We start from the raw sequence: 12,541 nt of genomic DNA, 5'->3' as shown, positions 1-12,541 counted from the left end.
CAGGGGGCAAGGGATGTTGCTGAATAATATGTATGGTCGTCAGCTTTCGGCACTCAGTTTGTGTCTGACGGTGATAGTTGCTCCGCTGTTTAGTGCGCGGGCGGATGAGCCCGAGCTGGTTCCTGTCGATAGCTCCGCCACGGTGGGCGCGCAACCGACTGCGCTGTCCCAACCGCTTGAACAATCGCCTGCCACCGCCATAATGGCCGGTATCCGGCCGCTGCCTGCGGATGTCAATGCAGAGCAACGCCGTCAGGAATTGCTTGCGGCGCTGCCTGCCGGCTACACCCCGGCCTATCTCAATCAACTTACGCTGCTGTATGCCGCGCGTGACATGAAGCCCATGTGGGACGATCGTGAAGCCGTGCGCGCGTTCCAGCAGCAACTGGCTGAAGTCGCCATCGCCGGTTTTCAGCCGCAATTTACTGCCTGGGTCGAGTTGCTGACCCAGCCTGCCGTCACCGGAATGGCGCGCGACGTCGTTCTGTCCGATGCGATGATGGGCTACCTGCAGTTTGTGGCGGGGATCCCGGTCAACGGCAACCGCTGGCTCTACAGCAATAAGCCTTACAAGCTGGCGACACCGCCGCTGTCGGTGATTAACCAGTGGCAACTGGCGCTGGATAACGGCACGGTGCCGCACTTCATTGCCGGGCTGGCCCCGACCCATCCGCAATATGCTGTGATGCACCAGTCGCTGCTGCAGCTGGTGGCTGACACGCAGCCCTGGCCACAGATTCAGGGCACCGCTAAGCTGAGCCCGGGGCAGTGGAGTCGCGACGTACCCGCGTTGCGAGAAATCCTGAAGCGCTCCGGCGTGATTGACGGCGGGCCAAAAATTGCCCTGCCGGGTGACGATCCGCAAAGCGTGGTGGTCAGCCCGTCGGCTCCCTCTGTCGAAAAGAAAACCAGGCCTGTTTCCAGCAAGCCGGCCTCCTATGACCGCAGCCTTGTTGAGGCGGTAAAAGCGTTCCAGGCCAGCCAGGGGTTGGGCGCGGATGGCGTTATCGGCCAGGCGACGCGTGAGGCGCTAAACATGACCCCCGCACAGCGTGCCGGGGTGCTGGCGTTGAATATCCAGCGCCTGCGTTTGCTGCCGGGAACGCTCTCGACGGGCATCATGGTGAATATCCCGGCCTTTTCGCTGGTCTATTACCAGAACGGCAGTGAAGTGCTGGCCTCCCGCGTGATTGTGGGCCGCCCGGATCGTAAAACACCGATGATGAGCAGCGCGCTGAACAACGTGGTGGTCAATCCGCCGTGGAACGTGCCGCCGACGCTGGCGCGCAAAGATATTCTGCCGAAGGTGTGGAACGACCCGGGTTATCTTGAACGCCATAACTATACCGTGCTGCGCGGCTGGAACAGTAAAGAGGCGATAGATCCGTGGCAAGTCGACTGGGCGACCATCACGCCGGCGAATTTACCTTTCCGTTTCCAGCAGGCACCAGGTGCGCACAACTCGCTGGGTCGGTATAAATTCAATATGCCAAGCTCGGATGCCATCTATCTGCACGATACGCCGAACCACAACCTGTTCCAGAAAGATGCCCGTGCGCTCAGTTCTGGGTGCGTACGCGTCAATAAGGCGTCAGAACTGGCAAATATGTTGTTACAGGATGCTGGCTGGAACGACACACGTATCTCGGATGCGCTGAAGCATGGCGACACGCGGTATGTGAATATCCGCCAGAATATTCCGGTTAATCTGTACTATCTCACCGCCTTCGTCGGTAAGGATGGCCGGACGCAGTATCGTACAGATATTTACAATTATGATGAGACTGCCCGGTCCAACACACAAATTCTGCCCAAGGCAGAGCAATTGATCAGATAAATGAAGAAGTTCGGAAAATTCCGGTAGTCTAAATGGAAAAATAAACGGGGTCTTGCGGTTGCAAGCCCCGTCTTTCCTGGGTTGTGGTGCCTTGACGATGACAGGTTTGCCCGGTAATGTGCCCTTCGTGCGCTGTAAAGCATCTATACGATAACATTGACCTGTAGACCTGATTACCATGGACAAATTCGACGCTAATCGCCGTAAGTTGTTGGCGTTAGGTGGCATTGCGCTGGGCGCGGCCATCTTACCTACGCCATCATTTGCCACGCTCTCTACCCCTCGACCACGTATTTTGACGCTTAATAACCTGCACACAGGTGAGTCAATAAAAGCGGAGTTTTTTGATGGTCGGGGCTATATTCAGGATGAATTAGCCAAGCTGAATCACTTTTTCCGTGATTTCCGCGCCAATAAAGTAAAGGCCATCGATCCGGGATTATTTGACCAGCTTTACCGCTTGCAGGGTTTGCTTGGCACCCGCAAACCGGTACAGCTCATTTCCGGCTACCGCTCTCTTGATACCAATAATGAATTGCGCGCCCACAGCCGCGGTGTAGCTAAAAAGAGCTATCACACCAAAGGGCAGGCGATGGATTTTCATATTGAAGGCGTTTCGTTAGCCAATGTTCGCAAAGCTGCGTTATCTATGCGCGCAGGTGGTGTAGGATATTACCCACGTAGCAACTTTGTGCATATTGATACCGGGCCATTGCGGCACTGGTAATAACAAATCAGGAGCAGTATGAACTATCGTATTATTCCGGTCACCGCCTTCTCCCAGAACTGTTCGCTTATCTGGTGTGAACAAACCAAACTGGCAGCCCTGGTCGATCCCGGTGGCGATGCAGAGAAGATCAAACAGGAAGTCGCTGCCGCTGGCGTGACCTTAATGCAGATCCTGCTGACCCACGGCCATCTCGATCACGTGGGGGCGGCGGCTGAACTGGCACAGCATTATGGCGTGCCGGTGATTGGCCCGGAAAAAGAAGATGAGTTCTGGCTGCAGGGATTACCGGCGCAGAGCCGCATGTTTGGTCTTGATGAATGTCTTCCTCTGACGCCAGATCGCTGGCTGAATGAGGGCGAGAGCGTCAACGTGGGCAATGTGACATTACAGGTCTTGCATTGTCCAGGGCACACTCCAGGCCATATTGTTTTCTTTGATGACCAGTCGCGCCTGCTGATTTCCGGCGATGTGATCTTTAAAGGCGGCGTAGGGCGCAGTGATTTCCCGCGTGGGGATCATGGTCAGCTGATCCGTTCGATCAAAGAGAAGTTATTACCGCTGGGTGACGATGTGACTTTTATTTCAGGTCATGGCCCGATGTCTACCCTGGGCTACGAACGGCTGCACAATCCGTTCCTGCAGGATGAACAGCCGGTCTGGTAATCACCATTAAAAAAGCCTGCTTTAAGCAGGCTTTTTTAATTGCCCGGTGGCGCTACGCTTACCGGGCCTACACGTAGGCCGGGCAAACGCAGTGCCGCCCGGCTTAAAGCATTACAGTACCGCTACAATCGCTTCGCACAGCGGCGCCATGTTATCCGGCGTCATACCCGCCACGTTAACACGACCGGAAGCCACCGCGTACACGCCAAACTCTTCACGCAGACGCAGAACCTGTTCTTTGGTCAGGCCGCTGAATGAGAACATGCCGTTCTGCTTGATGATAAAGCTGAAGTCGCGATCCGCCCCTTTTTCCGCCAGGGTGTTCACAAACAGCTGACGCATGCGCTGAATACGCTGACGCATGTCGTTCAGTTCCTGCTCCCAGATAGCGCGCAGGGCGTCATTGCTGAGGATAGTCGCCACTACAGACGCACCGTGAGCTGGCGGGTTAGAGTAGTTAGCGCGAATAACAGATTTCATCTGGCTGAACGCACGGTCAACGGTCTGCTCATCAGACGCCACCAGCGTACAGGCACCAACGCGCTCATTGTAGAGGCCGAAGTTCTTGGAATAGGAGCTGGCAACAATCAGCTCTTTGTGGACTGCTGCGAAGGCGCGCAGACCTTCGGCATCTTCTTCCAGACCACGAGCAAAGCCCTGATACGCGAAGTCGAACAGTGGCAGCCAGCCTTTTTCTACGGAGAGTTTTGCCAGCTGTTCCCACTGCTCAAGCGTTGGATCAATACCGGTTGGGTTATGGCAGCAGCCGTGGAACAGCACCACATCGCCCGCCTGCGCTTCGCTCAGGCTTGCCAGCAGGCCGTCGAAGTCCAGAGAGTGGTGGGCCGCGTCGTAGTAAGCATATTCACGCACTTCCAGACCCGCAGAGTTAAAGACACTCTTATGGTTCGGCCAGCTCGGATTGCTCACCCAGACGGTTTTTACGCTGGTGTTTTTGGCGAGGAAATCCGCTGCCACGCGCAGGGCGCCAGTACCGCCAGGGGTCTGCGCCGTGCGGGCACGTTTATCGCTGACAATCGCGCTGCCTTTGCCGAACAGCAGTTCCTGGGTGCAACGACCAAATTCCGGAATACCGTCGATGCCGAGGTAGTTTTTGGTATTTTCATTTTCCAGCAGATACTGCTCAGCTTTTTTAACGCTGGTCAGTACCGGGGTCTTGCCGGTCTCATCTTTATAGACACCAATACCCAGGTTAATTTTCCCAGGGCGGTCATCGGCACGAAACAGATCGGCCAGGCCCAGAATAGGGTCGGCAGGGGCGGCGGTAATGTTCTCAAACATGACGAAGTTCCATTGTGGTTACGGAAGTGAAATCCGCTATCAGGTTAACGATAGTTCTACAAAATGCCAACCGTTTGCTACAAAAAGCGTGCGGCTTTTCAAAAGTCGCCATTTTTTGCTTTCAGGCATAAAAAAACAGGGCCGAAGCCCTGTTTTTTAGACATATAACAAAGTGGTGTACTGATTAGAACTGGTAAACGATACCTACACCCGCCTGGTCGTCGGTAGACAGGCCAGTTGCTTCGGTGTAGTTGTTGTCGTCCAGCAGGTTGAAGCGGTACGCAGCGTACACGTTCATGTTTTTGTTGAAGTAGTACCAGGTACCCACTTCTACGTATTTCACCAGGTCAGCATCGCCGCCGGAGAAACCGTTACGACCGGTCAGATCTTTACCTTTGGACTGCACGTAACCCACGGATGGACGCAGACCGAAGTCGAACTGGTACTGAACCACAGCTTCAACGTTCTGAGTCTTGTTCGCGAACTCGCCGTCGTTTTCACGGGTCATGTTCTGAGATTCGCCGTACATTACCGCTGCGTACAGGTTGTTTGCGTCATATTTCAGGGAGGTTGCCCAGCCTTCAGCACGTTCGCCTTTACCGTCAACACTCTGAGCGGTAGAACGGTCAGAGTTAGAGTAAGCTGCAGTTACGTTGAAGCCTTCAGCGAAGTCATAACCCAGAGAGTAGCTGCCGCCGTCGCCGTTCTGACGGCCGGTGGTGTGGCCAGATTCGTTTTTGCCCTGGTACTGCAGACCCACTGCCAGGCCGTCAACCAGACCGAAGAAGTCAGAGTTACGGTAGGTAGCCAGACCGGTGCTACGTCCGGTCATGAAGTTGTCGGTTGCCGCCAGGGAGTCGCCGCCCCAGATGACGAACATATCGGTAGAAGCCAGCGCATCGTAGAACACGCCGTAGTTACGACCGTAGTCGAATGAACCGTAATCACCAGCTTTCAGGCCTGCGAATGCCAGACGGGTCTTGGTACCCTGAGCGCCTTCCTGGGAAGAAGCGTCCATGTTGTATTCCCACTGACCGTAACCGGCCAGCTGGTCATTAATCTGAGTTTCACCTTTGAAGCCGATACGCGCATAGGTGGTATCACCGTTGTTGGTGTCACCGTTGGTGGTCCAGATGTGCTCACCTACAGCTTTACCGTAGAAGTCCAGCTTGTTAGCGTTTTTGTTATAGATTTCTGCTGCGTTAGCTGCACCGGCTGCCAGCAGGGCAGGGATAACCACTGCCAGGATATTGCGCTTCATCATTATTTATTACCCTCATTGGTTTTTTTATGACACTCGCCACTGCCGTCAATAAATTCTGTCAATAAATATTTCCGGAACTATTGATGAGAGTTTGGTGTCTTTATGTGTCTGACAGGCATCTTTCCATTCAAATAGCGGTTTCGCTAGCCTGAAAGTGCTACAAACATAAAGAATCGGTTACAATAAGAAAATATGTGTAACTAAATGTGAATTTTAAGGAACTTTGTGAGGCACCTCAAAGTTCAGAGTTGAATGGCTAAATTTAAAGCTTCACATATTCTATCTATATGAATTGCTTATCTTAATTTTAGATAACGACTTTTTTTATGATCCGAAGCATTAGCGAACAATTTTTCTTATTTCTAAAGATGGACGTCTGGATAGCTGGGAGTTTGTGCGAAAAATGTGCTAATGCTTAAGAAAGAGATTAGGCGCAATAAGAATAGGGTTTATTTTTTGTTCAAAGATGTTTCGTGGAAATAAAGCGTAACACTGAAGAGGATTTTGCGGGGTTGCGCTTTAAAGATGCTGACTTTCAACTGACACAAGTTGACACGGCAGGATAAAATAATGGCCAGCATAGCTGGCCATTGAGTAATACGAGATTAGAACGTTGCGCTGCGCGGGGTACGCGGGAAAGGAATGACATCACGCACGTTCTGAACGCCGGTGACATAGGCAATCAGACGCTCAAAGCCGAGCCCGAAACCGGAGTGCGGCACGGTGCCATAGCGACGTAAATCGCGATACCACCAGTAGTCCTCTTTGTTGAGACCCATTTCAGCCATACGCGCATCCAGCACATCCAGACGCTCTTCACGCTGAGAACCCCCGATGATTTCACCGATGCCCGGCGCCAGCACGTCCATCGCGGCAACGGTTTTGCCATCTTCGTTAAGGCGCATATAGAACGCCTTAATGTCTTTCGGATAGTTTTTAACAACCACTGGCGCCTTGAAGTGTTTCTCGGCCAGGTAACGTTCATGCTCGGAAGCCAGATCAACGCCCCAGTAAACCGGGTTCTCGAACTTCTCACCGCATTTCTCAAGGATCGCGACGGCATCGGTGTAATCCACCTGCGCAAAGTCAGCAGAGACGAAACGCTCCAGACGGGCAATCGCATCGCTGTCGACGCGCTCGGCGAAGAATTTCATGTCGTCTGCACGCTCGGTAAGCACGGCCTTGAAGACATACTTCAGCATCGCTTCTGCCAGGCCCGCAACATCATTGAGATCGGCGAAGGCCACTTCTGGCTCCAGCATCCAGAATTCTGCCAGGTGACGGCTGGTGTTGGAGTTTTCAGCACGGAAGGTCGGGCCGAAGGTGTAGATTTTAGACAGCGCACAGGCGTAGGTTTCGCCGTTCAGCTGGCCAGAAACGGTCAGGAAGGCCTCTTTACCAAAGAAATCTTTGTCGTAGTCCACTTTACCTTCTGGCGTGCGCGGCAGGTTTTCCATATCCAGTGTGGAGACGCGGAACATCTCGCCTGCGCCTTCGGTATCAGAAGCGGTGATAAGCGGCGTGGAGACCCAGAAGAAACCCTGCTCGTCGAAGAAGCGGTGCAGCGCCTGTGCAAGCGTATGACGGACACGGGCCACGGCACCAATCATGTTGGTACGCGGGCGCAGGTGAGCCACTTCGCGCAGATACTCGATGCTGTGGCGTTTTGCCGCCATCGGATAGGTATCTGGATCTTCAACCCAGCCGGTCACTTCAATGGAGGTGGTCTGCAGTTCGTAGCTCTGACCCTGGCCCTGAGAGGCCACGATTTTACCGGTGACGACAACGGAGCAACCCGTGGTCAGACGCAGCACTTCCTGATTGTAATTGGGCAGAGAATTATTAATTACGGCCTGTACAGGATCAAAGCAGGAACCGTCATAGACGGCGAGGAATGAAAAGCCAGCTTTTGAATCTCGGCGGGTACGCACCCATCCGCGCACGGTGACTTCGCTGTCAACGGCTACGCGGCCCTGGAGTACGTCGGCTACAGGCACAACGCTCATAATAGTCTCTCTATGTAGTCCAAAAATAAAATCTGTATCCCCTTCAATGGGGGGATATCTATGTTACCTGTCATCTTCCATCAGACAAGTAGAATTCGCATATGAAAGGGCGGATTTCGGAAATAATAATGGTGCAGGCAGATTCCTTGCCTGCCACCATCACCTTTCGCGCAAGCTACTCAATCACTACCGTCATTTCCTGCTTGGCATTTTGCATCGATACGATGGTGCGAAACGATTTAATATTTCCCGAAGCGAAGAACAGCTCGCGGGTCAGCACCTCGTATTCCGCCATATCCCGCACGTTTATCACCAGCAGGAAATCGAAATCGCCCGTGACGTAATAGACCTGCTGTACCTGCGGACAATTCACGAATCGTTGCTTATCTTCCTCAAGCAGGTCGAGACGTTCGTTCTCAATGGTGACCTGAACCATGATGGTGATTGGGCGACCCACCTTACTGGCATTGACCACGCTGACGCTGCCCTTGATGATGCCGGCCTCCTCCAGTGCGGCGATCCGCCTGTTGACCGCTGAAGCGGACAGGCTGACGCGATCGGCAATTTCCCGCTGCGACAGACGATTCGTCTGCTGTAAAAGCGTGAGAATTTTTTTATCCCATGTATCCAGTTTCATCGTGTTAGCAACCTCAAAACAGTGTGATCGACCTCACTAACGCAATTTTGTTGCATTACAGCGGTAAAGGAGGGTGAAAGTTGCGCGGTAGTGGGCAATTTTGCGCCATTTTACCATCGGGCGAAGTGTACCATCACTTTACCCGTAAAGCGTTAAATCGCTTCGAAGAGTCAGCCCACGCTGTTTCACATTTTAAGGTGCACTTATGACGGACAGGATTAATTTTCATTTTAACGCGCGACGCAAAGCCTATGGCCAGGGGGGGAGCCTCAGCCTGCTCAGTGAGCAGGTCGGCGACGAAGTGCTGGCTTTCCATCAAAAATTTCCCGCTTACCAGGTAACGCCGCTGCGCCGGCTGGACCACCTAAGCCAGCGTCTGGGGCTGGGATCGATACATATTAAAGATGAGGCCCAAAGATTTGGCCTGAACGCCTTTAAAGGGCTCGGGGGATCTTATGCCATGGGGAAATATCTCGCCGGCCTGCTGGGACGCGACATTAATACCCTGAGTTTCGCCGACCTTAATTCAGCGGAAATAAAAGCCCGGATTAAAGATATTGTCTTTGTTACCGCCACCGATGGTAATCACGGACGCGGTGTTGCCTGGGCGGCGGAGCAGCTCGGCCTGCGGGCAGTGGTTTATATGCCAAAAGGCTCTTCGCCGGTGCGGGCGCAAAATATTCGCCAACACGGTGCCGAGTGCACCATCACCGAGCTCAACTACGACGATACCGTGCGTCTGGCCGATAAAGCGGCCAGAGAGCAGGGCTGGGTGTTGCTGCAGGATACGGCATGGCAGGGCTATGAGCAGATCCCCACCTGGATTATGCAGGGCTATATGACCCTTGCCGTTGAAGCCTGGGAACAGCTGCGGCAAAGCGGCACGCCGTTACCGACACATCTCTTTTTACAGGCCGGGGTGGGGTCTTTCGCGGGCAGCATCATGGGCTATTTTGTCGAGAAAATGCAGTACCTTGCGCCGACGATCGTCATTGTGGAACCGCATCAGGCGAACTGCCTGTACCGCTCTGCAGTTATCAATGACGGGCAACCCCACAGCGTGGGGGGCGATATGGCCACCCTGATGGCCGGACTGGCCTGTGGCGAACCGAATATTATTAGCTGGCCGATGCTGCGTGACCACGCAACCTGTTTTATCTCCGCCGATGATCACCTTGCCGCCAACGGCATGCGCCTCCTTGCCGCGCCGCGTCCCGGTACCGATGAGCCCTTTGTTTCTGGTGAGTCTGGCGCTATCGGCGCCGGGGTGCTGCATGCCCTGATGACCCAACCGGAGCATCGCGAAATCGCTGAATCACTGCGCCTCAATGCCGACGCCCATGTCCTGTTAATCAGCACAGAAGGGGACACCTCCCCGGATATCTATGAAGAGATCGTCTGGTTTGGCCGTAACGGTTAATCGCCCACGGCATTAGCAAGAGGGCCATTTTACCTACCCTACAGGCCCTCGGTATGGCACGCGTTCTGACAATAAAACATACGCGTTATCGCGTAATGCACAGAGAGAACATGACCAATGAATAGTGAAATTGCTGTTACAGAAAGAGGATATTGCAATCCCGCAAAATGGCATAGCGAAGATACCGTCTGGGTGCTTGGCCTGTTCGGGACAGCGATTGGCGCCGGAGTACTGTTTCTACCGATAAACGCCGGGATTGGAGGCATATGACCGTTACTTATCGTTTTCGTCCTCGCGTTTCCCATTACCTATCTGGCGCACCGTGGGCTGGCGCGATTTATTTACTCGTCTAATACCCCGGAAAGCACCATTACCGATGCGATTGGTGAACATTTCGGCATGCTGGCGGGTAAAGTGTTTACCGTTATCTATTTCTTTGCCGTCTATACCATTCTGATTATGTACGCGGTAGCAATAACCAATACCGCACAGAGTTTTATCACCCATCAACTGGGGATGGCCGAGCCGCCGCGGGCGCTGGTGGCGATTGTGCTAATCCTCGGGCTGATGTTTATCGTCCGACTGGGGCAACGGTTGATTATGCGGGTGATGAGCGCGCTGGTTTACCCCTTTATCCTCTCGCTTATTTTTATGGCGCTGTTTCTAATTCCACACTGGAACGGGGCGATCCTGCATACCTTAAATGTCAGTACGACAGGTGGCGGACACGGCATGTTATTGACGCTGTGGATGACATTTCCGGTACTGGTGATGTCCTTTAACCATTACCCAATTATCTCCCCAATGGTGGTGCGCCAGAAGCAGCGTTACGGCCAGGCACTGGCCGAGCGTAAATGCGGACAGATCCAGCGCTACGGGATCCTGTTGATGACCTTGGTGGTGCTGTTTTTTGTACTTAGCTGCGTCTTAAGCCTGTCGGCGCAGCAGTTGGCGGAGGCGAAGGAGCAGAATCTCTCCATCCTCTCATATCTTGCCAACCAGTTTGGTACGCCGGTTATCGCCTGGCTGTCACCGATTATCGCTTTTGTTGCTATTACCAAATCCTTTCTGGGTCACTATATCGGTGCCTATGAATCGCTGCGCGATCTGATCGTTGAAGCCGCCGCCGCGCGCGGGAAAAAACCGGCTATCCGCTCGGTCGACATCGTGATCCTGGTTTTTATGGTTTTGACCTGCTGGTTCGCCGCCTACAAAAATCCCAGCATCCTCGGAATTATTGAATATATCAGCGGCCCCACCGGGGCGGTGATCCTGCTGCTGTTACCCATGTACGCCATCCATAAATTACCTGCGCTGGCACCGTACCGCGGCAAAACCAGCAACGTTTTTGTCACCCTGATTGGGTTGATTACCGTCTCCGCCATTTTTTACGGCATGTTCAAATAACCACGATCACTAGCGAGATTGTTATGCGTCACTATTTACAGATTAACGGCCAGCGTCTTATCGATTCTTTGTTCGCGCTCGGCGAGTACGGTGCACTAGAGAGTGGGGGTGTCTGCCGCCTCGCGGCCACCGCAGAGGATAAAGCTGGCAGGGATTTTGTTGTCGCCAGAATGAAGGCTCTGGGGCTGGATGTCAGTATTGATGCTATCGGTAACGTCACCGGCGTGTATGCCGGCGAAGAGGCTCTGCCTATGGTCATGATGGGATCGCATATTGATACCGTCGGCACCGGCGGTCTGTATGACGGCAACTACGGCGTCATGGCCGGGCTTGAGGTGATTGCCACGCTGCAGGAGGCAGGGATCCGTGCCCGGCGTCCGCTGGCGGTTACCTTCTTTACCAACGAAGAGGGGGTGCGCTTCCAGCCCGATATGATGGGCAGCGTAGTGTTTGCCGGAGAATATCCCCTGGAGGCGGCGCTGGCGGCAAAAGATCGCGAGGGCATTACTCTTGACGAGGCGCTGCAGGCGATTGGTTACAAAGGCGAAGGCAGGCCTGGCGATATGTTGGTGGATAGCTACGTCGAACTGCACATTGAACAAGGGCCAATTCTCGACAAAGAGGGAACCGATATCGGTGTGGTTACCGGAGTGCAGGGGATCTCATGGCAGGAGCTGACCCTGACCGGCGTCTCTAACCATGCTGGCACTACACCGATGTCGATGCGTCACGACGCCGGTCTGGCGGCAGCAAAAATCGCCGTCTTTGCCGGTGAACTGGCGCTGGATCTTGGCGGCGATCAGGTCGCCACGGTGGGGCACATCAGCGTCAAACCCAATCTGATTAACGTCATACCCAACCAGGTCGTGATGTCGGTAGATCTACGCAATACCGATAACGCAGTTTTAAAACTGGCCGAACAGCGGCTGGCGGATTTTATCGCCACAACGGCACAGGACGAAGGGGTGAAAATATCCAGCCGTTCGCTGGTACGTTTTAATCCAGTCATTTTTGCCGATGATATTGTCAACGTCGTGGAGGATGAGGCCAGACGTCAGGGCCTGAGCACACGACGACTACCGAGTGGCGCAGGTCACGATGCGCAGTTTATGGCCTCGGTGTGTCCGGCCGGGATGATCTTTGTCCCCTGCCTCGACGGCATCAGCCATAACGTCAACGAACATAGCGACCCTGAAGACCTGATTGCCGGCGCCAACGTGCTGCTACAGGTGGTTTTACAGCGTGCCCAGCGTCCGGCTTAACCTTAACTGGAGA

General features: G+C 53.9%; 9 protein-coding genes and 1 pseudogene. 6 read left to right on the top strand and 4 right to left on the bottom strand.

Annotation, left to right across the window (positions count from 1 at the left end; genetic code table 11):
* Positions 1-13 precede the first annotated feature (13 nt).
* From ldtD to DVA44_RS15935, 3 genes are all read left to right on the top strand, one after another.
* Entirely contained in the window at positions 14-1,837 is a 1,824-nt protein-coding gene (gene ldtD, locus DVA44_RS15950; RefSeq protein ID WP_114387518.1) for a L,D-transpeptidase, read from the top strand.
* A 178-nt stretch (positions 1,838-2,015) separates the two neighbouring features.
* Positions 2,016-2,564 (top strand): YcbK family protein, encoded by a 549-nt coding sequence (locus DVA44_RS15940; protein ID WP_103823365.1) that lies wholly within the window; start codon positions 2,016-2,018, stop codon positions 2,562-2,564.
* Between the two features lie 18 nt (positions 2,565-2,582).
* Positions 2,583-3,230: an MBL fold metallo-hydrolase gene (locus DVA44_RS15935; protein ID WP_114387517.1), complete on the top strand. Its 648-nt coding sequence runs from the start codon at positions 2,583-2,585 to the stop codon at positions 3,228-3,230.
* A gap of 111 nt (positions 3,231-3,341) precedes the next feature.
* Here DVA44_RS15935 and DVA44_RS15930 read toward each other — a convergent pair whose 3' ends face one another.
* From DVA44_RS15930 to DVA44_RS15910, 4 genes are all read right to left on the bottom strand, one after another.
* Positions 3,342-4,532, bottom strand: coding sequence for an amino acid aminotransferase (locus DVA44_RS15930; RefSeq protein WP_114387516.1), 1,191 nt, complete (start codon positions 4,530-4,532; stop codon positions 3,342-3,344).
* 184 nt (positions 4,533-4,716) lie between these two features.
* Positions 4,717-5,796, bottom strand: coding sequence for a porin (locus DVA44_RS15925; RefSeq protein ID WP_114315438.1), 1,080 nt, complete (start codon positions 5,794-5,796; stop codon positions 4,717-4,719).
* A gap of 605 nt (positions 5,797-6,401) precedes the next feature.
* Complete coding sequence (gene asnS / locus DVA44_RS15915; RefSeq protein ID WP_114387515.1) at positions 6,402-7,802, bottom strand: asparagine--tRNA ligase; 1,401 nt, start codon at positions 7,800-7,802, stop codon at positions 6,402-6,404.
* A 175-nt stretch (positions 7,803-7,977) separates the two neighbouring features.
* Positions 7,978-8,439, bottom strand: coding sequence for an Lrp/AsnC family transcriptional regulator (locus DVA44_RS15910; protein ID WP_114387514.1), 462 nt, complete (start codon positions 8,437-8,439; stop codon positions 7,978-7,980).
* Positions 8,440-8,644: 205 nt separating this feature from the next.
* On the opposite strand from DVA44_RS15910, the gene dpaL reads away from it, so the two are divergent.
* The 3 genes and pseudogenes from dpaL (at position 8,645) to DVA44_RS15895 (ending at position 12,528) form a co-directional block, all read left to right on the top strand.
* Complete coding sequence (gene dpaL, locus DVA44_RS15905; protein WP_114315436.1) at positions 8,645-9,859, top strand: diaminopropionate ammonia-lyase; 1,215 nt, start codon at positions 8,645-8,647, stop codon at positions 9,857-9,859.
* A gap of 117 nt (positions 9,860-9,976) precedes the next feature.
* Positions 9,977-11,266 (top strand): annotated as a pseudogene (locus DVA44_RS15900) (septum formation initiator).
* 23 nt (positions 11,267-11,289) lie between these two features.
* Positions 11,290-12,528 carry a Zn-dependent hydrolase gene (locus DVA44_RS15895; protein WP_114387513.1) on the top strand — a complete coding sequence of 413 codons (1,239 nt, stop codon included), beginning with the start codon at positions 11,290-11,292 and terminating at the stop codon, positions 12,526-12,528.
* The last annotated feature ends 13 nt before the right edge of the window (positions 12,529-12,541 follow it).

The organism is Leclercia sp. W17 (assembly GCF_003336325.1).
Taxonomy (GTDB): Bacteria; Pseudomonadota; Gammaproteobacteria; order Enterobacterales; family Enterobacteriaceae; genus Enterobacter.
This window is presented reverse-complemented; position numbering and strand designations above follow the sequence as displayed.

What these genes read in the sequence shown, in the direction of transcription:
- DVA44_RS15910 (WP_114387514.1), bottom strand. Translation starts at nt 8,439, where the DNA reads ATGAAACTGGATACATGGGATAAAAAAATTCTCACGCTTTTACAGCAG.
- ldtD (WP_114387518.1), top strand. Translation starts at nt 14, where the DNA reads ATGTTGCTGAATAATATGTATGGTCGTCAGCTTTCGGCACTCAGTTTG.
- DVA44_RS15925 (WP_114315438.1), bottom strand. Translation starts at nt 5,796, where the DNA reads ATGATGAAGCGCAATATCCTGGCAGTGGTTATCCCTGCCCTGCTGGCA.
- DVA44_RS15895 (WP_114387513.1), top strand. Translation starts at nt 11,290, where the DNA reads ATGCGTCACTATTTACAGATTAACGGCCAGCGTCTTATCGATTCTTTG.
- DVA44_RS15930 (WP_114387516.1), bottom strand. Translation starts at nt 4,532, where the DNA reads ATGTTTGAGAACATTACCGCCGCCCCTGCCGACCCTATTCTGGGCCTG.
- asnS (WP_114387515.1), bottom strand. Translation starts at nt 7,802, where the DNA reads ATGAGCGTTGTGCCTGTAGCCGACGTACTCCAGGGCCGCGTAGCCGTT.
- DVA44_RS15940 (WP_103823365.1), top strand. Translation starts at nt 2,016, where the DNA reads ATGGACAAATTCGACGCTAATCGCCGTAAGTTGTTGGCGTTAGGTGGC.
- dpaL (WP_114315436.1), top strand. Translation starts at nt 8,645, where the DNA reads ATGACGGACAGGATTAATTTTCATTTTAACGCGCGACGCAAAGCCTAT.
- DVA44_RS15935 (WP_114387517.1), top strand. Translation starts at nt 2,583, where the DNA reads ATGAACTATCGTATTATTCCGGTCACCGCCTTCTCCCAGAACTGTTCG.